Origin of the sequence: Microbacterium testaceum StLB037 (genome assembly GCF_000202635.1) — a bacterium.
Lineage (GTDB): Bacteria > Actinomycetota > Actinomycetes > Actinomycetales > Microbacteriaceae > Microbacterium > Microbacterium testaceum_F.
In genome coordinates, this window is sequence record NC_015125.1 from 1,865,451 (window position 1) to 1,889,166 (window position 23,716).

The 23,716-nt window shown below is 71.4% G+C and carries 23 protein-coding genes and 1 tRNA gene; 16 read left to right on the plus strand and 8 right to left on the minus strand.

Features of this window, described 5'->3' with window-relative positions:
• The first annotated feature begins 66 nt into the window (after nucleotides 1-66).
• A complete protein-coding gene (locus MTES_RS08540; protein WP_013584842.1) occupies nucleotides 67-363 on the plus strand; it encodes a hypothetical protein in 297 nt (98 codons plus the stop codon).
• On the plus strand, nucleotides 363-800 hold the full coding sequence (locus MTES_RS08545; RefSeq protein WP_013584843.1) for a BLUF domain-containing protein: 438 nt from the start codon (nucleotides 363-365) through the stop codon (nucleotides 798-800). Before MTES_RS08540 ends, MTES_RS08545 begins: the two co-directional genes overlap by 1 nt.
• On the opposite strand, the gene MTES_RS08550 is transcribed toward MTES_RS08545, so the two are convergent.
• A complete protein-coding gene (locus tag MTES_RS08550) occupies nucleotides 801-1,295 on the minus strand; it encodes a MarR family winged helix-turn-helix transcriptional regulator (protein WP_013584844.1) in 495 nt (164 codons plus the stop codon).
• Between the two features lie 90 nt (nucleotides 1,296-1,385).
• Between MTES_RS08550 and MTES_RS08555 the strand changes: the two genes are divergently transcribed.
• Nucleotides 1,386-2,315 (plus strand): NADP-dependent oxidoreductase, encoded by a 930-nt coding sequence (locus MTES_RS08555; protein ID WP_013584845.1) that lies wholly within the window; start codon nucleotides 1,386-1,388, stop codon nucleotides 2,313-2,315.
• Between the two features lie 12 nt (nucleotides 2,316-2,327).
• On the opposite strand, the gene MTES_RS08560 is transcribed toward MTES_RS08555, so the two are convergent.
• Nucleotides 2,328-3,416 (minus strand): Gfo/Idh/MocA family protein, encoded by a 1,089-nt coding sequence (locus MTES_RS08560; protein ID WP_013584846.1) that lies wholly within the window; start codon nucleotides 3,414-3,416, stop codon nucleotides 2,328-2,330.
• Nucleotides 3,389-4,096 (minus strand): ThuA domain-containing protein, encoded by a 708-nt coding sequence (locus MTES_RS08565; protein ID WP_013584847.1) that lies wholly within the window; start codon nucleotides 4,094-4,096, stop codon nucleotides 3,389-3,391. Before MTES_RS08565 ends, MTES_RS08560 begins: the two co-directional genes overlap by 28 nt.
• A gap of 99 nt (nucleotides 4,097-4,195) precedes the next feature.
• Here MTES_RS08565 and MTES_RS08570 point away from each other — a divergent pair, with 99 nt between their 5' ends.
• Nucleotides 4,196-5,185, plus strand: coding sequence for a substrate-binding domain-containing protein (locus MTES_RS08570; protein ID WP_013584848.1), 990 nt, complete (start codon nucleotides 4,196-4,198; stop codon nucleotides 5,183-5,185).
• Nucleotides 5,186-5,330: 145 nt separating this feature from the next.
• Here the strand turns inward: MTES_RS08570 and MTES_RS08575 are convergent, their stop codons facing one another.
• Together MTES_RS08575 and MTES_RS08580 are read right to left on the minus strand one after the other, a co-directional pair.
• Nucleotides 5,331-5,906 carry a YdeI/OmpD-associated family protein gene (locus tag MTES_RS08575; RefSeq protein WP_013584849.1) on the minus strand — a complete coding sequence of 192 codons (576 nt, stop codon included), beginning with the start codon at nucleotides 5,904-5,906 and terminating at the stop codon, nucleotides 5,331-5,333.
• A gap of 427 nt (nucleotides 5,907-6,333) precedes the next feature.
• Nucleotides 6,334-6,407 (minus strand) — tRNA-Gly (locus MTES_RS08580).
• A 222-nt stretch (nucleotides 6,408-6,629) separates the two neighbouring features.
• Here MTES_RS08580 and dcd point away from each other — a divergent pair.
• Nucleotides 6,630-7,235 carry a dCTP deaminase gene (gene dcd, locus MTES_RS08585; protein ID WP_013584850.1) on the plus strand — a complete coding sequence of 202 codons (606 nt, stop codon included), beginning with the start codon at nucleotides 6,630-6,632 and terminating at the stop codon, nucleotides 7,233-7,235.
• A gap of 137 nt (nucleotides 7,236-7,372) precedes the next feature.
• Here dcd and MTES_RS19715 read toward each other — a convergent pair whose 3' ends face one another.
• On the minus strand, nucleotides 7,373-8,272 hold the full coding sequence (locus tag MTES_RS19715; protein WP_013584851.1) for a MarR family winged helix-turn-helix transcriptional regulator: 900 nt from the start codon (nucleotides 8,270-8,272) through the stop codon (nucleotides 7,373-7,375).
• Nucleotides 8,273-8,379: 107 nt separating this feature from the next.
• Here MTES_RS19715 and MTES_RS19855 point away from each other — a divergent pair, with 107 nt between their 5' ends.
• Nucleotides 8,380-8,883, plus strand: coding sequence for a MarR family winged helix-turn-helix transcriptional regulator (locus MTES_RS19855; RefSeq protein WP_013584852.1), 504 nt, complete (start codon nucleotides 8,380-8,382; stop codon nucleotides 8,881-8,883).
• 207 nt (nucleotides 8,884-9,090) lie between these two features.
• Here the strand turns inward: MTES_RS19855 and MTES_RS08600 are convergent, their stop codons facing one another.
• Complete coding sequence (locus MTES_RS08600; protein ID WP_043362487.1) at nucleotides 9,091-10,473, minus strand: MFS transporter; 1,383 nt, start codon at nucleotides 10,471-10,473, stop codon at nucleotides 9,091-9,093.
• Nucleotides 10,474-10,600: 127 nt separating this feature from the next.
• Here MTES_RS08600 and MTES_RS08605 point away from each other — a divergent pair, with 127 nt between their 5' ends.
• The 5 genes from MTES_RS08605 (at nucleotide 10,601) to MTES_RS08625 (ending at nucleotide 16,827) form a co-directional block, all read left to right on the plus strand.
• A complete protein-coding gene (locus MTES_RS08605) occupies nucleotides 10,601-12,358 on the plus strand; it encodes a DEAD/DEAH box helicase (RefSeq protein ID WP_013584854.1) in 1,758 nt (585 codons plus the stop codon).
• 449 nt (nucleotides 12,359-12,807) lie between these two features.
• Nucleotides 12,808-14,679, plus strand: coding sequence for a molecular chaperone DnaK (dnaK, locus tag MTES_RS08610; protein WP_013584855.1), 1,872 nt, complete (start codon nucleotides 12,808-12,810; stop codon nucleotides 14,677-14,679).
• A gap of 9 nt (nucleotides 14,680-14,688) precedes the next feature.
• A complete protein-coding gene (locus tag MTES_RS08615; RefSeq protein WP_013584856.1) occupies nucleotides 14,689-15,312 on the plus strand; it encodes a nucleotide exchange factor GrpE in 624 nt (207 codons plus the stop codon).
• 11 nt (nucleotides 15,313-15,323) lie between these two features.
• On the plus strand, nucleotides 15,324-16,310 hold the full coding sequence (locus tag MTES_RS08620; RefSeq protein WP_013584857.1) for a DnaJ C-terminal domain-containing protein: 987 nt from the start codon (nucleotides 15,324-15,326) through the stop codon (nucleotides 16,308-16,310).
• A 79-nt stretch (nucleotides 16,311-16,389) separates the two neighbouring features.
• Complete coding sequence (locus MTES_RS08625) at nucleotides 16,390-16,827, plus strand: heat shock protein transcriptional repressor HspR (protein ID WP_013584858.1); 438 nt, start codon at nucleotides 16,390-16,392, stop codon at nucleotides 16,825-16,827.
• Nucleotides 16,828-17,058: 231 nt separating this feature from the next.
• Here the strand turns inward: MTES_RS08625 and MTES_RS08630 are convergent, their stop codons facing one another.
• Complete coding sequence (locus MTES_RS08630) at nucleotides 17,059-17,652, minus strand: hypothetical protein (protein WP_013584859.1); 594 nt, start codon at nucleotides 17,650-17,652, stop codon at nucleotides 17,059-17,061.
• Between the two features lie 61 nt (nucleotides 17,653-17,713).
• Here MTES_RS08630 and MTES_RS08635 point away from each other — a divergent pair, with 61 nt between their 5' ends.
• The 5 genes from MTES_RS08635 to hutI are packed head-to-tail and all read left to right on the plus strand — an operon-like array spanning nucleotide 17,714 to nucleotide 23,715.
• Entirely contained in the window at nucleotides 17,714-18,379 is a 666-nt protein-coding gene (locus MTES_RS08635; protein ID WP_013584860.1) for an IclR family transcriptional regulator, read from the plus strand.
• Nucleotides 18,376-20,031: a urocanate hydratase gene (gene hutU, locus MTES_RS08640; protein ID WP_013584861.1), complete on the plus strand. Its 1,656-nt coding sequence runs from the start codon at nucleotides 18,376-18,378 to the stop codon at nucleotides 20,029-20,031. Before MTES_RS08635 ends, hutU begins: the two co-directional genes overlap by 4 nt.
• Nucleotides 20,028-21,230, plus strand: coding sequence for an allantoate amidohydrolase (locus MTES_RS08645; RefSeq protein ID WP_013584862.1), 1,203 nt, complete (start codon nucleotides 20,028-20,030; stop codon nucleotides 21,228-21,230). Before hutU ends, MTES_RS08645 begins: the two co-directional genes overlap by 4 nt.
• Nucleotides 21,227-22,543, plus strand: coding sequence for a formimidoylglutamate deiminase (locus tag MTES_RS08650; RefSeq protein ID WP_013584863.1), 1,317 nt, complete (start codon nucleotides 21,227-21,229; stop codon nucleotides 22,541-22,543). Before MTES_RS08645 ends, MTES_RS08650 begins: the two co-directional genes overlap by 4 nt.
• A complete protein-coding gene (gene hutI, locus MTES_RS08655) occupies nucleotides 22,540-23,715 on the plus strand; it encodes an imidazolonepropionase (protein ID WP_013584864.1) in 1,176 nt (391 codons plus the stop codon). The genes MTES_RS08650 and hutI overlap by 4 nt, the downstream gene beginning before the upstream one ends.
• Nucleotide 23,716 lies beyond the last annotated feature (1 nt).

Below are 23,716 nucleotides of genomic sequence, written 5' to 3' on the forward strand. Positions count from 1 at the left end.
TGCGCCCTTCCTCGGGATAGGTACGGTCGAAAGTCCGCGGATCCGCCGTGGGAGAGGAGCTTCGACATGACGGACACGAACCGCCCGGGCGCCGGCGTGGTGTGGGCGCGCGTCGAAGAGGGGTTCCACGTGGGCAGCCGCAACGGCGTCTTCCTGGGCTACCTCGACCGCGAAGCCGACGGCAGCTACCTGGCCTACAACGGACGTTCCCGCCTGGTCGGGCGCTTCCCCACGCTCGTCGCCGGGATGGCGGCCGTCACGTCCGCGCCGACCGAGACCCGTATGCCGGTTCGGTCGGAGGAGGAGATCGTCTTGCAGCAGGTCCGGACCGACCGCGAACTCCCCGGATCGATGGTGCGGTGATGACCGAAGCCCTCCGGTCGATGACCTACTCCAGCACGGCCGTGTCGGCCTTCGGCGCGAAAGAACTCGCCGATCTCCTCTCGTCGAGCCGCGCCGCGAATCTCGCGCGCGATCTGTCGGGAATGCTGCTCTTCCGCGGGAACCGATTCCTCCAGGTGCTCGAAGGGCCGGAGTCGCTCGTCCGCGAGCTCGTCGACCGGATCCGTCGCGACCCGCGGCACCGCGACATGCGGGTCCTCGTCGACGAGGAGATCGATGAGCGGCGCTTCGCCGACTGGACCATGGGGTACGAAACCCTGAACGTTCCGCAGAAGGCGGCGCCCGAGGGTTTCCGTGACTCGTTCGACGACCTCTACTCCGACGACGACACGATCACGGCGCGCGCCCTGCGCGAGCTGACGGTCTGGTTCCGCGCGCGGACGTCGAACCCGCGCTGATCAGCGGCGCCGCCGCGGCCCCGCCGACCGCGGTGGGGCGGACCGCAGGGGCCGGCGCACTTTCGCGAGGAGCGCCCCCAGCGTCTCGACCTCGTCGTCGGTGAGCTCGGCGAACAGCAGGGCTCGCACCGTGTCGATGTGACCGGGGAAGACGTCCGCCAGCACGTCGCGCCCCGCCGTGGTGATCGTGACGACCACGCTGCGCTCGTCATCGGGCGACGGCGCGCGGGACAGGAGCCCGCGCTGCTCGAGCAGCTGCGCCTGATACGTCAGTCCGCTGCGGCTGTACACGACGCCGTCGGCGAGATCGGTCATGCGCTGGCTTCCCTCAGCGGCGTCGCCGAGGCGCGCGAGCAGCTGGAACTGCACGTAGCTGAGGTCGCCCGCGTCGCGTAACTGCTTCTCGACGGCGTGGCGCACCAGGCTCCCCACCTCGGTGAGGGCGAAGTACGTCTCGAGTTGCGCCGCGGAGAGCGGGGCGGGCATGTCGGGCATGGCTCCATCCTATTGCTTGCTTCGAATTCAAAGCAGTGCTACGTTCGGCATACCGCTTCGAATTCGAAGCAAAAACCGAAGGAGAGAATCATGAAGGCTGTGCAGTTCACCCACACCGGCGGACCCGAGGTGCTCGAGACCGTGGAGATCGCCGAGCCGACGCCCGCCCCGGGCCAGGTGCGAGTGGCGGTCTCGGCATCCGCGTTCAATGCCGCCGACAACGGCATGCGCGCGGGCACCCTGCCGCTCCCCGTCCGACTCCCGCACGTTCCCGGATACGACGTCTCGGGTGTCGTCGACGCGGTCGGCGAGGGCGTGGACGATCTCGCCGTCGGTGACGCGGTGGTCGGATTCCTGCCCATGACCGAGAACGGGGGTGCCGCTGAGAAGGTCGTCGCCCCCGCCGAGGCGTGGGTCGCCGCTCCCACCACCGTGCCCTTGACCGACGCCGCGGGCCTGCCGTCGGTCGCGCTCACAGCCTGGCAGGCGCTCTTCGAGCACGGCGAGCTCCAGCGCGGTCAGCGCGTGCTGATCGTCGGCGCCGGAGGGGTCGTCGGCACCTATGCGGTCGCGCTCGCCGCCCGCGCAGGTGCGCACGTGATCGCGACGGCGAGTGCCCGGAGCGTCGAGAAGGTCCACGCGGCCGGGGCCGACGAGATCATCGATCGCGCCGACACCGCCTTGACCGACGGTGTGACCGCCCCGGTCGACGTGCTGCTGAACCTCGCCCCCCTCGAGCCGGAGGAGTTCGCCGGTCTTGTCGCCCTCGTACGCGACGGCGGACGGGTCGTCAGCGCGACGGCCTGGATGCCGACCCCCGACGATGCGGAGCGCGATGTCCGCGGCTCCACCGTCTTCGTCCGCAGCGATCGGGCGCAGCTGGCGGAACTGGTCGCTCTCGTGGATGCCGGAGAGCTGACCATCGAGGTCACGCGCCGCATCCCGCTCGCCGAGCTCCCCGCCCTGCACGCCGAGGCGGCGGGACGCGGAGTGAGCGGCAAGGTCGTCATCCTGCCGTGACGGTGGGGCGTGTCAGCGCCGGCGCCACTGCTCCTCGCCCGTGAACGGGACGACGGGCGGGGGCGCCGGCCTCGTCTCGATGTCGACACGCGCGCCGGTGCGTGCCGACTCCTGCAGGGCCGTCATCACCTCGAGGACGTGCAGTGCGATGGCCGCGTCGGTGCGATCCGACCCCGTACGGACGCGATCCAGGATGCCGATCCCCCGACCCGCGTGGTCGTACCCGGCGCGCTGGGTCACGGCGTGCCACTCGTCCTGGCGGCCCGCGCGGACGCGGACCTCGCCGTCGAAGAGGTTGGGGTCGGGGACCGACAGGGTTCCCGTCTCGCCGTAGACCTCGATCGGGGAGGCGTCGCTCACCGGCGCGTCGAAGCTGAAGGTCACCGTCGACACCGCACCGCCGACGTGCTCGAGCACCCCCGTCACGTGGGTGTCGACCTCGACCGGGATGACCTCGCCCGCGCGCGGGCCGCTCGCGATGGTCCGCGTGTCTCGCGGTCGCGACGACGCCCCCGAGGCCCGGGCGACCGGCCCGAGGAGGTGGAACAGCGTCGTGAGGTAGTACGGCCCCATGTCGAGCAGTGGCCCGCCGCCCTCGCGGTAGTAGAAATCGGGGTGCGGATGCCACGCCTCGTGGCCCGCGGACACCCAGGTCGCCGTGGCCGCCACCGGTCGCCCGATCGTCCCGGCCTCGAGGGCCGCGCGCGCCGTCTGCACGCCCGTGCCGAGCACCGTGTCGGGAGCGCAGCCGAGCCACGATGCTCCACGTTCTGCCACGATCCGGCGAGCGTCCGCGAGGGTCGCCGCCAGCGGCTTCTCCCCGAAGACGCCCTTCCCCGCCGCGAGCGCCTTCGAGGCCACCTCGGCGTGGGCGGCGGGGACGGTGAGGTTCAGGACCGTGTCCACGGCCGGGTCGGCGACGAGGTCGTCGACGCGGAGCGCGCGGCATCCGGCGAACCTGCTCGCGACCTCCTCGGCGCGGGAGTGGTCGAGGTCGGCGGTCGCGACGATCCGCACGTCGGGGTGCTCGCCGAGGGTGGCGAGGTACTGCGCCGAGATGACGCCGAGTCCGACTATTCCGATACCGTGCGGCTGGCCCACAGCAGTCCCCTTTCGATGATGGTGCGCACCGACGGCTCGCGAAGGACGTCGGGGCTGTGCCCCGGGGTGGCGACGAACACGCGTCCGGCTCCCCATTCGCGGGTCCAGACCGCCGGCGAGACGATCGGGCGATGCCACGGGTGATACGGCTGCACGGGGTGCGTGGTGGTGGCGAGGACGTCGTTGAGATCGTCGGTCAGCACCCAGTACTGCTCGGTGTCGAGGTCGAAGTCCTCGAGGCCCGCGGTGATCTCGTGCGTCCGGCCGAGGTCGGTGAGCTCGACGCGGTAGGGGAGGAAGTTGTCCTCCTCGGTGCCCGGTCGCTCTTCGGGATGCCGACCCGGGTGCGTGGCGAACTGCCCGCCGACGAGCTGCAGGTAGTCCGACGACGCGCGATACGAGTCGGCGATGCCCCCGTGCCAGCCGGCCAGCCCCGTCCCGTTCTCGACGGCGGCGCGCAGGCCCGTGAGCGCCTCGCGCGAGATCTCCGACATCGTGACGCACTGCAGGACCAGATCGACCGCGGCCATCTCGTCGGCGTCGGCGTAGACCTCGTTCGTCTCGCTCACGCGCACGTCGAAGCCGTTCTCGCGCAGGAACGGGAGGAACAGGTCGGTGGCCTCGACCGGGTGGTGGCCATCCCAGCCGCCGCGGACGACGAGTGCTCGTCGATGGCTCATGCGTCCTCCTCATTGTGGATGGATGCCACCCTGCCACGGCCCGCGCGACGGCCGGCGAGGTTTTGCGCAAAAGCCCGTGGCATCCGGCACACTGGGGTCGTGTCCCGTCCCACCCTTGCTCAGGTCGCGGCCGCCGCGGGCGTGAGCGTCGCGACGGTGTCGCGCGTGCTGCGCGAGCGGGGCGAGATCTCGCCGATGACGCGCGCCCGCGTGCGCGACGCGGCGGCTTCGCTGGGATACGGAGGCGCAGGGTCCGGGCGTCCGCGCGCCGGGACCGCGCGTCTCATCGACCTCGTGATGGGGCGGTACGACGGTCCGTACAGCGAAGAGGTGGTCGTCGGCGCGCGCCAGGCGGCGACGCGCCTCGGTTACGACCTCGTGCTCACCGCCGAGAGGGAGGATCCGGCCGACGACTGGCCCGCGCGCATCGCGGCGCGCGGCTCGGGCGGGGTCGTGCTGGGCTTGACCGTCCCGACGGCGCGGCAGCGCGCGATGCTCGAGGCCGCGGCCATCCCGCTCGTGCTGTTCGAGCCCTCGTCGGAGTCGCGCGTCCCGCTCCCCAACGTCCGCACCACCGATCGCGCGGGCGGCGCCGACGCCGCGCGGCACCTTCTCGACCGCGGCGCGAGCCGCTTCATCGTGGTCGACGGGGCGCCCTCGTACCGCTGGGGTCGCGCGCGCGTCGAGGGTTTCGGTGCGGCCCTCGCGGAGAGCGTTCCGGATGCCGTGCTCCGCCGCGTCGCGACCGGATGGAGCGCGAGCGGCGCCCGCCGCGTCGTCCGCGCGGTCTTGCCGGAGCTGCCCGGTGACGGTCCCGTCGGCGTCTTCGCGTGCTCGGACGAGATGGCCGCCGGCGTGTACGCGGCGGCCGCCGACCTGGGGCTTCGCATCCCCCAGGACGTGCTCGTGGTGGGCTTCGACGACGTCCGCGGCGCCCGGTGGCTCCGCCCCGCCCTGACCACGGTGCGCCAGCCGATCCGCGAGATGGCGGCGGCCGCGGTGGAGCTGCTCGTGCACCCGCCCTCGACCGACGAGCCGGTGACCATCGAGCTGCCGACGCGGTTGATGGTGCGGGGGTCGACGGGGTGAGCGGTGGACGGCCGCCGCGGGCCGCGCGGGTGGGCGCGTGGCATCCGTTCCGCGAAACCGCACGTGTCTGCCGAGACCGCGCCCCATCGCATGCCAGCACGTGCGGTCTCGGCGATCGGGTGCGGTTTCGCGGCGGCGACCGCGCTCAGCTCGCCGGATCGACGGATGCCGCGAGCCGGGCGACGTGCGCGGCGATGCGCTTTGCGCGCAGGGCGTCGCTCGTCGCCGTGACCACGGGGTGCAGAACGGAGTAGCGCTCGGACTTGTTCAACGCCTCGAAAGCGCGGGCCGCCGCGGGATTGGCATCCAGGGCTGCCCGCAGGTCGGGCGGAACCTCGATGGTCGCGGATCCCGCGTACGCGCGGTCCCAGCGGCCGTCGGCCTGCGCTCGAGCGATCTCGTCGGCACCGCGCGGGCGCATGCGCCCGTCCTCGATCAGGCGAGCCACGAGGTCGACGTTGCGCGTGGACCACATCGACCGCGCGCGCCGCGGGGTGAAGTGCTGGCGGAATGTCTCGGCATCCCGAGACTGCTTGCGCCCGTCGATCCACCCGCTGCACAGCGCTTCGTCGAGGGCCTCGGCGTAGGTGAGCGACGTCGGCGCGGTCGTGCCCTTCTTCGCCAGAACGAGCCAGACGCCGTCACTCGTGCTCTCGTTCTCGTCGAGCCACGCGCGCCAGCGCGCGACGTCGGCGACGGTGAGTTCGGGTGGGTCGGCCACGGGCGCCTCCTCGTGCGGGGTGTGTTCGGAGGGTAGCGCGGGGGTCCGACATCGGGAGCGGCGCGCTCGACCTGTGCGGGGTTGGCGGGAGGACACTCTGGGAGCGGAGGATGGATGCCGCCCCGCTGGTCCTCCCGTCCCGGATCTTCCTCCGCTCCTGGGCGCCGCTGTGCGCCGCGCGGAGCCTCTGGCGGCAGGGGCCCACCCAAGGCTTCGATTCACTTCAACACGAAAGCCCTCCCGAACGGCCTGCGGCCGCCCGTGAGGGCTTTGAGGGGCTGACGGGAATCGTCCCCACCGCCCCTCCACGCGCCGCTCCGCGCCGCGCGGAGCCTCCGGCGGCGTGGGCCCACCCGCTGCGGGATCGGTTCCTACGGCACCCACGCGAAAGGCCCGCCATCCCGGCTGCGCCGGAATGTCGGACCTTTGGAGGGGCTGACGGGAATCGAACCCGCGCTGTCTGCTTGGGAAGCAGAAGTTCTGCCATTGAACTACAGCCCCGGATGCCGTGCGGCAACCCGGCCAGCATAACAGCGTCCGCGCCGCGTGCCGGCGGTGCCGATCGGCATCCCTCGCTGAAACCGCACGCGATTCGCGAGACCGCAGGCTTTCAGCAGCCGGCGGATGCGGTCTCAGTAAACGCGTGCGGTCTCGGCGCAGAGGTCGCGCTCCCGGCGGCGTCGACCCGCGACACGGGCGGACCCCGCGCTCTAGGCTGGCCTCGTGCTGCTCTCCGATCGCGACATCCGAGCCGAACTCGCCTCCGGACGCCTGGGGCTCGACCCCTTCGACCCGGCCATGGTCCAGCCCTCGAGCGTCGACGTGCGGCTCGACCGGTACTTCCGGCTGTTCGACAACCACAAGTACCCCTTCATCGACCCGGCCGAAGACCAGCCCGAGCTCACGCGCCTCATCGAGGTCGAGCCCGACGAGCCGTTCATCCTGCACCCGGGGGAGTTCGCGCTCGGATCCACCTTCGAGCGGGTCTCGCTGCCGGACGACGTCGCCGCGCGCCTCGAGGGCAAGTCGTCGCTCGGACGCCTGGGCCTGCTCACGCACTCGACCGCCGGCTTCATCGACCCGGGCTTCTCGGGTCACGTCACGCTCGAGCTCTCGAACGTCGCGACCCTGCCGATCAAGCTCTGGCCGGGCATGAAGATCGGGCAGGTCTGCTACTTCCGCCTGACCTCGCCGGCCGAGAACCCCTACGGTTCCGGCCCCTACGGCAACCGCTACCAGGGCCAGCGCGGCCCGACGGCCTCGCGCTCCGCCCTGAATTTCCACCGGACCGACGTCGGCTCGACCGACGCGGGCTCCGCCGGACGCTGACCCGCACGCGAACAGCCCCATCGAGTCGAACTCGGTGGGGCTGTTCGTTTCGCGGCGCGCGCCGCGCCATAAACGCGATCCATGCACAGAAACACGGCGTCCGCGTGTTTCCCGTCGCGGAGAGCGTTTATCGCTGATCACTCGGATGCCGAGGGCTCACCGGATGCCGAAACCTCACGGCCGCGGACGAACCCGGCGTCGAAGCCGCGCTCGAAGGCGCGCTGCGCCGCGCGGTGGGCGCGGTGGGAACCGCCGTGGCGGTGCTCGCCATCACGGTGCGCGCCGTGGCCGTGCCGGCCGCATGCCCCGCGTCCGCGGGGGTCGCCGTGTCCGTCGCCGGAGCTGAACCCGGCGTGGTCGCCGCGCCGGCCGTGTCCGGTGTGCGCATCGCGCTCGAACCCCGCGCGCTCGCCGCGCTCGAACCCGGCGAGCTCGCCGTGCCGCTCGTGGCTGCGCGCGAACCTGCCGCGGTGGCCCGGCCGACCGTGACCGCGTTCCGCGTGCTCGCCGCGCTCGAACCCGGCGTGGTCGCCGCGCCCGCGGAGCTCGGGACCGAAACCCGGCCCGAATCCCCGACCGAACCCGGGACCGAACCCGGGACCGAAACCCCCGCGTCCGCCGCGGAATCCACGCGGCCCGGAGTCCGTGGCATCCACCCCGAGGGCATCCGCGACGGCGTCGAGGGAGGTGTTCAGCTGAGCCAGCTCGTCGGCGGGGAGGTCGGCGAGCAGGGACGCGCGCTCGGCGTCCACCCGGTCAAGGGCGGCCCGGCCGTCGTCGGTGAGGGTCCACGCGTCGTCGACGCGGGCGATCCACCCGCGCTCGGCGAGAGCCGTGACGCGCTTTCCGCCGCGGGCGATGCGGTCGCTCACCCAGGGGGCGTCGAGGCGACCGTCGATGACGCTGAGGATCGCGATGGTCCGCGGGTCGAGGTCGCTCGCGCGGAGCTGCTCGAACAGGCGGTGGTGCAGCGCGTGGCCGACCGCGTTCAGGCGGTGGGCGAGGCTGCGGGCATCAAGAGAAGAAGAGGCGTTCATGGGGTGTCCTTTCGTGGGCGGGAGATCCGCCGATGTATGTCATGTGACAACGAATGTACTGTGACATGTATTCCGGATGCTTGTCAAGCGACATGTAAAATCTCCCCGTGACCTTCGATCCCGCCGACGACATCGCCGCCGCCCTCGCCAAGCTGCGCGGCCGACGTCCGCGTCCGCCGTTCGGCCCGGACGAGCACCACCACCCGCACGGACACGGCGGACCCTGGGGGAGAGGCGCTCCGCCGTGGGGCGACCCCGCGCACGGACGCTTCGGGGGACCCGCGCGCCTGCGCCTGCTGGATGCGCTGGTCGCGGCATCCGATGCCCTCTCCGTCAGCGAGATCGCCGAGGCGGTGGGTGTGGATCAGCCGCGCGCTTCGCGCCTTGTGCAGCAGTCGACGCAGATGGGCTTGGTCGCCCGCGAGCCCGACCCCGACGACGCGCGCCGCACGCGCGTGCGCCTCACCCCCGAGGGCGAGCGGCTGATCTCGAGCTTCCGCGGGAGGCGACGGGATGCCGTGCGCTCCGCCCTCGAGTCGTTCACCGAGGCCGAGCGCGCCGACTTCGCGCGTCTGCTGACGAAATTCGCCGAGGCGTGGCCGCGCGACTGAGTCCGCGGCATACCGAATCGTCCCCGCTGCGCGGACGAAACTCCCGAGAATTCGCGTGCGCCACTGACCTCCGCCGCGAGATCACGCGGACGTCCGGGACGGCGACGCCGAAAAGTCAGGAGTCTCGCACGCCCCGCTCCGGCCCCCGGCCGCGCGCGACCGCAACGCGCGATCGCAACCCGCCGCCCACCGCCGCAGCGCGGCGCGTCAGACGATCGCGGCCGGTCTCGTCTTCACCGGGAGCAGGAGCACCAGGCCGACGGCGAGGATCAGCACGATCCCCAGGATGCCGAGGCGTGTGTCACCCGTCAGCCCGACGAACAGCGCGAAGAGGCCGGGCGCGAGGAACGACACGGCGCGTCCGGTCGTCGCGTAGAGGCCGAAGATCTCGCCCTCGCGGCCCTGCGGCGCGACGCGCGCGAGGAACGACCGGCTGGCCGACTGCACCGGGCCGACGAAGGCGCACAGTCCCAGACCCACGATCCAGAACCCGGTCTGCGACGTGCCGATGAAGAGCATGGTCGCGCCGAGGACGATCAGACAGACCAACGATGTGGAGATCACGCGCTTGGGGCCGAAGCGGTCGTCGAGGCGACCGGCGAGGAACGTGCAGACCCCCGCCACGACGTTCGCAGCGACCGCGAAGTAGAGCACCTCGGTCGAGGTGAAGCCGAAGACCTGCGCCGCGATGATCGCACCGAAGGTGAAGACGCCGGTGAGGCCGTCGCGGAACACCGCGCTCGCGACGAGGAACAGCAGCACCTGGCGGCTGTCACGCCACAGCGAGCGCAGCGTGTTCCACAGCACGACGTACGAGCGGAAGAAGCCGACGCGCACCTCGCGCCGCTGCGCGGGGATCTCCGGCACGCGCACCAGCACGGGGATCGCGAACACCCCGTACCAGAGGGCGGATGCCAGGACGGCGAGGCGGATGTTCAGACCGCCGTCCTTCGACACGGCGAGGAGGCCACCGGCATCCGGATTCCCGAAGCTCTGGATGAACAGCACGAGGAGCAGGATCAGGAGCACGATGCCGCCGACGTAGCCCATGCCCCAGCCGAAGCCCGAGACGCGGCCGATGTTCTCGCGCGTCGAGACCTGGGTGAGCATCGCGTAGTAGTTGACGCTGGCGAACTCGAAGAAGACGTTGCCGACGGCGAGCAATGTCGCGCCGAGCACGAGGTAGCCGGGCGTGCCCTCCACGAACACCATCGCGGCCATCGCCAACACGACGAGGCCCGTGTTGACGCCGAGCCAGAGCTTGCGGCGGCCCGTTCCGTCGGAGCGCTGGCCGAGCACGGGGGCGACGAGAGCCACGACGATGCCCGCGAACATCAGCGCCAGGCCCACGAGGCTGGCGTTCTCGGCCAGGGCGCGGACGAGCGCGGGATCCTTGTCGTCGCCGTTCGCCGCGGCGACGATCGCGGGATCGACGAAGAGCTGACTGGACAGATACGTGCTGAACACGAACGTCGTCACCACGGCGTTGAACGCCGCTGATCCCCAGTCCCAGAGGGCCCAGGCGATGACCGGACGGCGGCCCTCGGCGGGCGGGGAGGCGGGGGAGGAGGACGACGCGGAGTGCGGCATGTCGGTCACGGTAGGGTCCTCCGATGAACTCCCGGTGATCCCGGAATCTCGCCGCGCCGACGTCGGCGCGCGCGTTCAGGTTATCCTCAGGCCCGCGCGCGGCAGCGCAGCGGACTACCGTGGAGTCATGGCATCCGAAAACCCCGTCGACTCCGCTGAAGCTGAGACCGCCCCCGAAACGCTCACCTTCGCCGATCTGGGTCTGGATGCCAACGTGCTCAAGGCCCTGAAAGACGTGGGCTACGAGACCCCCTCCGCCATCCAGGCGGCCACCATCCCCGTGCTGCTGCAGGGGCGCGACGTCGTCGGCCTCGCCCAGACGGGAACCGGTAAGACCGCCGCCTTCGCGCTGCCGGTGCTGTCGCAGATGGAGACCGGCCACAAGAATCCGCAGGCGCTCGTGCTCGCCCCCACCCGCGAGCTGGCGCTGCAGGTGTGCGAGGCGTTCGAGAAGTACGCCGCGCACATCAAGGGCGTCTCGGTGCTGCCCGTCTACGGTGGGCAGGGCTACGGCCAGCAGCTGTCGGCGCTGCGCCGCGGCGTCGACGTGATCGTCGGAACTCCCGGCCGCATCATGGACCACCTCGACAAGGGCACCCTCGACCTCAGCGAGCTGAAGTTCCTCGTGCTCGACGAGGCCGACGAGATGCTGAAGATGGGCTTCGCCGAGGACGTCGAGACGATCCTCGCCGACACCCCCTCGACCAAGCAGGTCGCGCTGTTCTCGGCCACCATGCCGGCGCAGATCCGCCGCATCTCCGCGCAGTATCTGAACGACCCCGAAGAGATCACGGTCAAGACCAAGACCACGACCTCGGCGAACATCACGCAGCGCTACCTGATCGTGTCGTACCAGCAGAAGATCGACGCCCTCACGCGCATCCTCGAGGTCGAGAACTTCGAGGGCATGATCGTCTTCACCCGCACGAAGAACGAGACCGAGACGGTCGCCGAGAAGCTCCGCGCCCGCGGCTACACCGCCGCCGCGATCAACGGCGACATCGCGCAGGTGCAGCGCGAGCGCACGGTCAACCAGCTGAAGTCGGGCAAGCTCGACATCCTCGTCGCGACCGACGTCGCCGCGCGCGGTCTCGACGTCGAGCGCATCAGCCACGTCGTCAACTACGACCTGCCGATCGACACCGAGTCGTACGTGCACCGCATCGGCCGCACGGGTCGCGCCGGTCGCACCGGAGACGCGATCAGCTTCGTGACCCCGCGCGAGCGCCGCATGCTCACCGCGATCGAGAAGGCCACGCGTCAGCCGCTGACCGAGATGTCGCTGCCGAGCGTCGACGACGTCAACGCCACGCGCCTCACCCGCTTCGACGACGCGATCACCACGGCCCTCGAAGACACCGCGGCGATCGCGACCTTCCGCGACGTCGTCGCCCACTACGTGTCGCACCACGATGTGCCCGAGGCCGACGTGGCCGCGGCCCTCGCCGTGGTCGCCCAGGGCGACACTCCGCTGCTGCTCGAGGAGGAGACGCTGCGCCAGCAGCGCTTCGACAACGACCGCCCCGACCGCTCTTCGCGCGATTCCCGCGACGGCGGTTCGCGCGACAGCGGTCCGCGTCGTGAAAGCTCGGGTCGCTTCGCGACGTACCGCATCGCCGTCGGCCGCCGCCAGCGCGTCGAGCCGCGCCAGATCGTCGGTGCTCTCGCGAACGAGGGCGGCCTCCGCCGCAACGACTTCGGGGCGATCCAGATCCGCCAGGACTTCTCGCTCGTCGAGCTGCCGGCCGACCTCTCGCGCGACACGATCAACCGTCTCGCCGACACCCGCATCTCGGGTCAGCTGATCGACCTGCGCCTCGACCAGGGCGGGCGCTCGGCGAAGCGCAGCGACCGTCCGCAGCGCCGGGACCGCGACCGCGACTGAGTCCGCGGCATCCGTCCCCTCGCCCGCGCTCGTCGCGACCCGAGGTTCGGCATCCATCGACGCCCCCGTCCCCCTGTGGGTTCGGGGGCGTCGTCGTCCCTGGGTGGGGCCGCTTCGCTCTCCGCCGGAGCCATCTCGCTCCCCGGCGGGGCCGCGTCGCTCCCGGCCCGGGGCCGCGTCGCTCCCCGGTCAAGCCACCCTCGTCCCACTTATGGCCACTTCAGCGCCCCTGGACCGGCCACAAGTGGGACATGAACCGCCACAAGTGGGACAAACCCCCGTCGGCGCGCAAGGCCAGCCGTCCCGGAAGTTGAGCCAATTCATATCAAGTCTCCTTGACGACCGGAAAGCCCTGCGATAACCTTGAGTCATCGCGGCTCAACCCGCGAGAAGACTTCATCGGAACCATGAGTTCGGCACCGGTCGGACTCACAAGCAAGGAGACACATATGCCACGTGCAGTGGGAATCGACCTCGGTACGACCAACTCCGTCGTGAGTGTGCTCGAGGGTGGCGAGCCCAAGGTCATCGCCAACGCCGAGGGTTTCCGTACGACCCCCTCGGTCGTCGCTTACACGAAGGACGGCGAGGTGCTCGTCGGCGAGACCGCCAAGCGCCAGGCCGTGACCAACGTCGACCGCACCATCTCGAGCGTCAAGCGCCACATGGGCACGACCTGGACCTTCGACGTCGACGGCAAGAAGTGGACGCCGCAGGAGATCTCGGCCCGCATCCTGCAGAAGCTCAAGCGCGACGCCGAGGAGTACCTCGGCGACAGCGTGACGGATGCCGTCATCACGGTGCCCGCCTACTTCAACGACGCCGAGCGTCAGGCCACGAAGGAAGCCGGTGAGATCGCGGGCCTCAACGTCCTGCGCATCATCAACGAGCCCACCGCTGCGGCCCTCGCGTACGGCCTCGACAAGGGCAAGGAAGACGAGCTCATCCTCGTGTTCGACCTCGGTGGCGGAACGTTCGACGTCTCGCTGCTCGAGGTGGGCAAGGACGACGACTTCTCGACCATCCAGGTGCGCGCCACCTCCGGTGACAACCGCCTCGGTGGTGACGACTGGGACCAGCGTCTCGTCGACTACCTCATCAAGCAGTTCAAGGACACCACCGGTGTCGACGTCTCGGGTGACAAGATCGCCCTCCAGCGTCTGAAGGAAGCGGCCGAGCAGGCCAAGAAGGAGCTGTCGAGCTCGACCTCGACGTCCATCAACCTTCCCTACCTGTCGCTGACCGACTCCGGCCCCGTGTCGCTGAGCGAGACGATCACGCGCGCCAAGTTCGAGGACCTCACCAAGGACCTCCTCGACCGCACCCGCAAGCCCTTCTCCGACGTCATCCGCGAGGCCGGCGTCAAGGTCGACGACATCGCCCACGTGGTGCTCGTCGGCGGCTCGACCCGCATGCCCGCGGTCGCCGAGCTCGTCAAGAAGGAGACCGGCAAGGACGCGAACAAGGGCGTGAACCCCGACGAGGTCGTGGCCGTGGGCGCAGCCCTGCAGGCCGGTGTCCTCAAGGGCGAGCGCAAGGACGTGCTGCTCATCGACGTCACCCCCCTGAGCCTCGGTATCGAGACCAAGGGCGGCATCATGACCAAGCTCATCGAGCGCAACACGGCCATCCCGACCAAGCGCAGCGAGACCTTCACCACCGCCGACGACAACCAGCCGTCGGTCGCGATCCAGGTCTTCCAGGGCGAGCGCGAGTTCACCCGCGACAACAAGCCCCTCGGCACCTTCGAGCTCACCGGTATCGCCCCGGCTCCCCGTGGCATCCCGCAGGTCGAGGTCACCTTCGACATCGACGCGAACGGCATCGTCCACGTGTCGGCGAAGGACAAGGGCACCGGCAAGGAGCAGTCGATGACCATCACGGGCGGCTCGTCGCTGCCCAAGGAGGACATCGAGCGCATGGTGCGCGAGGCCGAGGAGAACGCGGCCGAAGACAAGAAGCGCCGCGAGTCCGCCGAGACCCGCAACCAGGCCGAGACCCTGTCGTACTCGATCGAGAAGCTGATCAAGGAGAACGAGGACAAGCTCCCCGCCGAGGTCAAGGCCGAGGTGCAGGGCGACGTCGATGCGCTCAAGACGGCTCTCGCCGGTGACGACGACGACGCGGTCAAGACCGCGTTCGACAAGCTGAACGCCAGCCAGGGCAAGCTCGGCGAGGCCATCTACGCCTCGTCGCAGGCCGCGGGCGAGCCCGCCGACCCCAACGTGGGTCAGCCCGGCAACGGCGAGACGCCGAACCCCGAGGAAGACGTCATCGACGCCGAGGTCGTCGACGACGAGAACCCCGACGAGAAGAAGTAAGCAGAGACCATGGCACACAAGGACGACGAACAGCCCACGGGCTCGGGCGCCGGTCCTGACGAGACGGGGCCGGAGGAGAACACCTCCGGCCCCGCGCCGTCGGGTGACCAGCCTGAGACGGACGCCGGCCAGGACCCGGATGCCGAGGGCCTGACCATCGACGACATCCTCGGCGCCGAGCAGACGCCCGAGGCCGCCGCAGAGGGCGCTTCCTCCGACAAGGAAGCGTCGCTGCTGATCGACCTCAAGCGGCTGCAGGCCGAGTACGCCAACTACCGCAGGCGGACCGAGGAGCAGCGCGAGCGCGAGATCGAGCGCGCCAAGGGCGAGGCCGTGAAGGGCCTCCTGCCCGTCATGGACGACCTCGACCGGGCCGCCAAGCACGGTGACCTCGTCGAGGGAAGCCCCCTCGCGGCCATCGGCGAGAAAGTGCGCGCCGTGGCCGAGCGCCTCGGCGTGGTGTCGTACGGCGCCGTCGGCGACGTGTTCGACCCGCAGCAGCACGAGGCGATCTTCCAGGCCCCGACTCCGGGCGTGACCGAGACGACGATCCTCGAGGTCGTCGAGGTCGGCTACCGCCTCGGCTCGGTCGAACTGCGACCGGCGAAGGTCGTCGTCGCCGTGCCGGCCTAAGAGGAGGACACATGGCGAGTCAGGACTGGTTCGACAAGGACTTCTACAAGGTCCTCGGTGTCGACAAGAGCGTCAGCGCGGCTGATCTGAAGAAGACCTACCGCAAGCTCGCGCGCCAGTATCACCCCGACTCGAACCCGGGCGACGCGAAGGCGGAAGCCAAGTTCAAGGAGATCAGCGAGGCCTACTCGGTGCTCAACGATCCCGAGCAGCGCGAGGAGTACGACCAGATCCGGGCCATGGGCTCGGGGGCGCGCTTCTCGGCTCCGGGGGCGAGCGGCGGGGGCTTCGACGACGTCTTCAGCCGATTCGGTCAGCAGCGCGGGGGATCGACGAGCGGTCCCGCCGGCTTCGAGGACTTCTTCTCGATGTTCGACCAGGGCGGAGGGGGCTTCGGCTCCGGACGCTTCGGCCAGACGACGGGCGGATACCGCGGGTACGGCGGTCCGCAGCGCGGATCGGACGTCACGGCGCGTACGACGATCGACTTCGTCACCGCGGCCAAGGGCGAGACCATCACCCTGCAGGGCGAGGACAACAAGCCCTTCAAGGTGAAGATCCCCGCCGGCGTCTCGGACGGGCAGAAGATCCGTCTTCGCGGTCGAGGTCGTCCCTCGCCCGACGGCGGCGAGAGCGGCGACATCGTCGTGACGGTCGCGGTGCGTCCGCACCCGGTCTTCACGCGTGACGGCCTCAACCTGCGGCTGACGGTCCCCGTGACCTTCACCGAGGCGGCGCTCGGCGCGACGATCGAAGTCCCCACCCTCGGCGGCGACCCGGTGCGGCTGCGTGTCGCCCCGGGCACCCCGTCCGGGCGCGTGCTGCGCGTCAAGGGGCGTGGCATCCAGACCTCCAAGGGCACCGGCGACCTGCTCGCCGAAGTCCAGGTCGCGGTCCCCACGCACCTCGACGACGCCGCCCGCGAGGCCCTCGAGCGGTTCCACGAGCTCGAGCCGAAAGAGAATCCCCGCGCCGACCTGATGGCCAAGGCGCGATAACACCACGACGCCGGGGCTCGGCATCCGGGATCCACGGATGCCGGGACCCCGGCGAACGGCACGAGCGAGAGGAGAAGACGTGGCCGACCGAGAGATCGATGAGGATTCCCCCCTCTTCGCCATCGCCGTCGCCGCCGAGCTGTCGAACATGCACCCGCAGACCCTGCGGCAGTACGACCGGCTCGGTCTCGTCGTTCCCGCGCGGACCCAGGGTGGTTCGCGGCGGTACTCGAGTCGGCACGTGCAGCAGCTGCGCGAGGTCGCCCGCCTGTCGAGCGAGGGCATGAGCCTGCCGGCGATCGCGCGGCTGTTGACTCTCGAGCGCCAGGTGCACGACCTGTCGCGTCGGGTGAACGAGCTCGAACGGCAGCTGGTGGCCGAGCGCGAGTCGCGTCCCGGGGCGCGCGTGTTCGCCGCGGGGGCGACCGGCTCGGTCGTGACCCTGCGTCACGGAGCGCGCGTGCGCCGCGCGACCGACATCGTGTTGTGGCGTCCGCGCGATCCGCACGGCGACTGACGCCGCTCCCGTGTGACGCGAGCGCCGCCCCGCGCGCCGCGAGCCCCCTGAGTGCGAGGCAAGGTCCCTGAGTGCGAGGCAAGGTCCCTGAGCTTGTCGAAGGGACCGGGATGCCGCGGTCGCCCGGTGGCTTCGACGAGCTCAGCCACCTCGACGAGCTCAGCCACCTCGACGAGCTCAGCCACCTCGACGAGCTCAGCCACCTCGACGAGCTCAGCCACCTCGGCGGGGTCAGGCCGGATCGAGCCTCAGCACGGTCGGTGACTCGCCGAGCTTCAGGTCGTCGACGATGCGCACCGTCCGGGCGATGTCGTCCACCGCGCCGATGATCGTGCCGAAGCGCTCGCGGTCGGAGCAGACCGCGGTGACCGTCACGAAGTGCGAGCCGGTGTCCCACGTGTAGGTGGCGAACGGCGGCGTCTTCGGGTCGGTCGGCAGTGGCATGGCGAGCTTCTCGCCGACGCCGAGGTAGGGGTTCCGGAACGACTCGGTGTCGTCGTACTCCATCGGCATCATCGCCCGTGCGGTGCGCAGCTGCGGTGTGGCCTCCTGCAGCTGCGCCATCACGACGAGCAGTTCCGGATCGCTCTTCCACACCCACACCAGCACGCGCCCGGCCGCGCGGCGCATCAGCAGCGGAGCGGCCTGGCTGAGGATCCACGCGAAAGCCCCGCCGCCGGGACGGGGCGTCGAGCCCGCGGCGGTGTTCGCCTGGTTGAGGAGCATGCCGATGGCGGCCTTGCGGTGGCGGCGGCCACGGAATCCGAGGGAGCCCGTCACGGGCACCCAGCGGTCGGCGGGAGCGTCGGCCTGCAGTCGGGACATGGGTCCAGCCTAAAGGCCGCCCCTCTTGTCATCCAGTGGGATATGCGTTTCACTGAACGACATGACCGAGGCTTCCACGCGCACCGTCGACCGGGCTCTGTCGCTCCTCGCGACCGTGTGCGACCGGGGTCCGTTGACGCTGGCGGACGCCGCGCGCGCGGCCGACCTCTCGGCGAGCACCGCTCTGCGGCTGTTGCGCACGCTCGAGGCCCAGGAGTTCGTGCGCCGCGGGGACGACGGCCGCTACGTCGCGGGCGTGCGGCTGGTGCAGCTCGGCGCGCGCGCTCTCTCGAACGATTCGCTCGTCTCGCTCGCGGAGCCCGCTCTCTCTCGGATCGTCGACCGCACGGGGGAGTCGAGCTACCTGGCCGTCCGCGGTGCGGGCGAGACGGCCGTCTACATCGCCATCGTCGAGGGCACCCACTCCATCCGCCACGCGAGCTGGGTGGGGCGAACGATCCCCCTGAACGGATCGGCGGCCGGTGCGGTGTTGACCGGGCGCACCGGCCCCGACGGCTACGTCGTCGTCACCCAGGGCGTCGAGGCCGACGTGACCGCGATCGCGGCGCCGATCCTCGTGGGCGGGCGGGCCGTGGCATCCCTCTCCGTCGTCGTCCCCAGCTACCGCACCACCGAAACCCGAACCGCCGAGATCGGACGCGTGCTCCTCGCCGAGAGCCGTTCGATCGGGGCGGTGTCCGACGTCGAAGGAGACAGAACGACATGACCGGAACGCGAGAGATCCGCGCCCCACGAGGGACGACGCTCACCGCCAAGAGCTGGCAGACCGAGGCCCCGCTGCGGATGCTCATGAACAACCTCGACCCCGAGGTCGCCGAACGGCCCGAAGACCTCATCGTCTACGGCGGTACGGGCAAGGCCGCCCGCAACTGGGCGAGCTACGACGCGATCGTCGCGACGCTCGCCGACCTCGACGACGACGAGACGCTGCTCGTGCAGTCCGGCAAGCCCGTGGGGGTGTTCCGCACGAACGTGTGGGCACCGCGCGTGCTTCTGGCCAACTCGAACCTCGTGGGTGACTGGGCCACCTGGCCCGAGTTCCGCCGCCTCGAGGCGGAGGGCCTCATGATGTACGGCCAGATGACGGCCGGCTCGTGGATCTACATCGGCACGCAGGGCATCCTGCAGGGCACGTACGAGACGTTCGGGGCGGTGGCGCGCAAGCGCTTCGGCGGCACCCTCGCCGGGACCCTCACCGTCACCGGCGGCTGCGGCGGCATGGGCGGCGCCCAGCCCCTGTCGGTCACGCTCAACGGCGGCGTCGTGCTCATCGTCGACGTCGATGAGACGCGGCTCCGGCGCCGCCAGGGCAAGCGCTACCTCGATGAGGTCGCCACCGACCTCGACGACGCGCTCGAGCGCGTGCTGGCCGCGAAGGCCGAGGGCCGTGCCCTCTCGGTCGGTCTCGTCGGCAACAGCTCCGAGGTGCTGCCCGAGCTGCTCCGCCGCGACGTGCCGGTCGACATCGTCACCGACCAGACCTCCGCCCACGACCCGCTCGCCTACCTTCCCGCGGGCATCGCCTTCGAGGACTGGCGCACCGAGTCGGCCCGCGACCCCGAGGGCTTCACCGCCCGTGCGCGCGAGTCCATGGCCCGCCACGTCGAGGCGATGGTGGAGTTCCAGAAGCGCGGCGCCGAGGTGTTCGACTACGGCAACTCGATCCGCGACGAGGCTCGGCAGGGCGGATACGCCGACGCCTTCGCGTTCCCCGGCTTCGTGCCGGCGTACATCCGCCCGCTGTTCTGCGAGGGCCTCGGCCCGTTCCGCTGGGTGGCGCTGTCGGGCGACCCCGCCGACATCGCCGTGACCGACCACGCGATCCTCGAGCTCTTCCCCGAGAACGAGGGGCTCAAGCGCTGGATCACCGCCGCGCAGGAGCACGTGGAGTTCGAGGGCCTTCCCGCCCGCATCTGCTGGCTCGGCTACGGCGACCGCGCCAAGGCGGCGGTCCGCTTCAACGAACTCGTCGCCGAGGGCAGGATCTCGGCCCCGATCGTGATCGGCCGCGACCACCTCGACTCCGGCTCGGTGGCCTCGCCCTACCGCGAAACGGAGGCCATGGCGGATGGATCGGATGCCATCGCCGATTGGCCCATCCTCAACGCGCTCCTCAACACCGCCTCCGGCGCCACCTGGGTGTCGCTCCACCACGGCGGCGGGGTGGGCATCGGCCGCTCGATCCACGCGGGCCAGGTCTCGGTCGCCGACGGCACGCCGCTCGCGGCCGAGAAGCTCCAGCGCCTCCTCACGAACGACCCCGGTATGGGCGTCATCCGTCACGTGGATGCCGGATACGACCGCGCGATCGAGGTCGCCCGCGAGCGCGGGGTGCGCGTGCCGATGCTCGACTCATGACGCCCGTCACCACCCTCCTCGACGCCATCTCGGGCATCGGCCGCGAGCCGCGCAGCGGCGGCTACGCCCGCCCGGTCTTCTCGACCGCCGAACGCGACCTGCGCGCGTGGTTCGTCGCCGAGGCCGAGGCGCGCGGGCTCGACGTCGAGGTCGACCGCAACGGCATCCTGTGGGCCTGGTGGGGGATGCCGGGACCCGGCGCCGTCGTCACCGGAAGCCACCTCGACTCGGTGCCCGGTGGCGGGGCGTTCGACGGGCCGCTGGGCGTCGCGGCTGCGCTCGCCGCGGTCGACGTCCTGCGCTCGCGGGGGATCGCTCCCGCAAAGCCCTTCGCGATCGCGGTGTTCCCCGAGGAGGAGGGCTCGCGCTTCGGTGTCGCGTGCCTCGGTTCGCGGCTGCTGACCGGGGCGTTGTCTCCGGATGCCGCGCGCCGCCTCACCGACCGCGACGGCGACACGCTCGCCGACGTCTTCGCCGCGGGCGGCATCGACCCGGCCCGGATCGGACCCGACGCCGAAACGCTCGCCCGCATCGGCGTCTTCGTCGAGCTCCATGTCGAGCAGGGGCGCGGGCTCATCGACCTCGACCGTCCCTTCGCCGTCGCCGAGTCGATCCTCGGCCACGGCCGCTTCAAGGTGTCGGTGCGCGGCGAGGGCAACCACGCCGGGACGACCCTCATGGCCGACCGCCGCGATCCGGTGGTCGCCGCCGCCGGCATGGTCGGTCGCATCGCCGACCTGGCCGACGCGGTCGAGGACGCGCGTGCTACCGTCGGCCGCTTCGAGCCCGTGCCCGGCGGCACCAACGTCATCGCGTCGTCGGTCGACTTCTGGATCGACGCGCGGCATCCCGACGACGCCGTCACCCGCCGCCTCGTCTCCGACATCGAGCGCTCGTGCGTCGAGCTCGCCGCCGCGCGGGGGTGCGAGGCGGTGCTCGTCGAGGAATCGTGGAGCCCCACGGTCGGCTTCGACCCCGCGCTCGCGGGACGCCTCGGTGCGGCGCTCGCCGACGCCCCGTACCTGCGCACCGGGGCGGGCCATGACGCCGGCATCCTCGCGAGCGCCGTCCCCACCGGCATGCTGTTCGTCCGCAATCCCTCGGGCATCTCGCACTCACCCGAGGAGCACGTCGCCGACGCCGACGCCGACGCGTCCGCCGCGGCGCTCGCCGATGTCCTGCAGGACCTGCTGTCGTGACCCGCTTCTGGGCGCCGCGGGCGTGGATCGGCGACGCCGTGGCGAGCGGCGTCCGCATCGTGGCATCCGGTGGGCTGATCACCTCCGTGGAGACCGAAGCGACTCCGGATGCCGACGACCACCGCCTCGACGGACTCGTGCTGCCGGGGGCGGTCAACGCGCACTCCCACGCCTTCCACCGGCTGCTCCGGGGCCGCACGCACGGCGACGGCGGCAGCTTCTGGACCTGGCGCGAGCTGATGTACCGCGAGGCCGGGCGGCTCGATCCCGCGTCGTACGAGCGCATCGCCACGGCGGTGTACGCCGAGATGGTCGCCGCGGGCTGGACGTCGGTCGCCGAGTTCCACTACGTGCACCACGCGCCCGACGCCTCGCCCTACGACCCTCCGCATGCGATGGAGCGCGCGCTCGCGCGCGCGGCCCGGGCCAGCGGCATCCGTCTCACCCTGCTCGACACGTGCTACCTCTCCAGCGGCTTCGGGAAGCCTCTCGAACCCTCCCAACGGCGTTTCGGAGACACGGATGCCACGACCTGGCTCGCGCGTTCGTCGGCGCTGCGCGAGGTCTTGGCCGACGAGCACCCCGAGGTCGTGGTCGGCGCGGCCGTGCACTCGGTGCGCGCGGTGCCGGTCGACGCCCTCGAGCGGATCGGCGCCGAGCTCGACCCTGCGATCGCCCTGCACGTGCACCTGTCGGAGCAGCCGGCCGAGAACGCGGCCTGCCGCGAGGCCACGGGTCTCACCCCCACCGGGCTCCTCGCCCGCAGCGGCCTGCTGTCGCCGCGGCTGTCGGCCGTGCACGCCACCCACCTCACCGACGACGACATCGCCGCCCTCGGCGACGCCCGCGCGGCGATCGTGATGTGCCCGACCACCGAGGCCGATCTGGGTGACGGCGTCGGCCCCGCCCGGCGCCTCGCCGACGCGGGAGTGCGCATCGCGCTCGGCACCGACCAGCATGCGGTGGTCGACCCGCTGCTCGAGGCGCGCGCGCTCGAACACGGGGAGCGGCTCGCGTCGGGGCGGCGCGGACGATTCTCGCCCGCCGAGCTCGTCGCCGCCCTGACCCACGGCGGCGCCTCGGCCGTCGGGCGGTCGATCGGACGGATCGCCGTGGGGGAGCCCTGCGATCTCCTCGTCATCGACGAGACCAGCCCCCGGACCGCGGGGAGCGATCCCGACCAGCTCGTGCTGAGCGCCACCGCGACCGATGTGACGCGTGTGATCATCGGGGGACGCGAGCGCGCGGCCGGCGGCGCGCACACCGACCTCGGGCCGGTCGGCGATCTGCTGCGAAAGGCGATGGCATCGTGAGCACTCTCATCACCCGCATCGGCGAACTGATGACCGTCGACGACGAGGATCGGGTGCTCCGTGACGCCGCCGTGGTCATCGACGGTGACCGGATCGTCTGGATCGGCTCCGCATCCGCAGCCCCCGCCGCCGACGAGCGCGTGGATGCCGACGGCCGCGCCCTGCTGCCCGGCTGGGTCGACTCGCACACCCACCTCGTCTTCGACGGCGATCGCGCGGCCGAGTTCGAGGCCCGGATGGCGGGGCAGAGCTACGCCGCGGGAGGGATCGCGGTGACGCGGGATGCCACCCGCGAGGCGTCCGACGACCGTCTCACCGCCCTCCTGGCGGCCCGCATCCGCGAGGCGCGCGCACAGGGGACGACCTGGATCGAGACCAAGACCGGCTACGGTCTCGACATCGCGAGCGAGGTGCGCAGCGCGCGCATCGCCGCGGCGGCCGCCGACGACGCGACCTTCCTCGGCGCGCACCTCGTCCCCGCGGGCCGGGACGCCGACGACTACGTGCGCGAGGTGTGCGGGCCGATGCTCGCCGCGGTCCGCCCGTACGTGTCGTGGGCCGACGTGTTCTGCGAACGCGGGGCGTTCACGCCCGAGCAGTCGCGGGAGGTCCTGCTCGCCGCGCGCGCCGCGGGACTCGGGCTGCGGGTGCACGGCAACCAGCTCGGACACGGCGAGGGGATCCTGCTGGCCGTCGAACTGGGCGCGGCGAGCGTCGACCACTGCAACTTCGTCTCGGATGCCGACCTCGACGCGCTCGCGGGAGGATCGACCGTCGCGACGGTCCTGCCCGCGTGCGATCTGTCGACGCGGGCTCCTCTCGCTCCCGCGCGGCGGCTGCTCGACGCCGGGGTGGAGGTCGCGATCGCGTCGAACGGCAACCCGGGGACGTCGTACACGACCTCGATGCCGTTCTGCGTCGCGACGGCGGTGCTGCAGATGGGGCTCAGCGTCGCCGAAGCGGTGCGAGCGGCTACGCGCGGAGGGGCGATCGCGCTCGGTCGCGCCTCGGGCGACGGTTCCGTCGGATCGATCGCGGTCGGCCACCGCGCCGACCTGCACCTGCTCGACGCCCCCTCGGCGACCCATCTGGCGTACCGGCCCGGGATGCCGCTGACCGCGGGCGTATGGAAGGACGGTCGCCGCGTGGCGGCACCGCTCGTCGCGCGCTGAG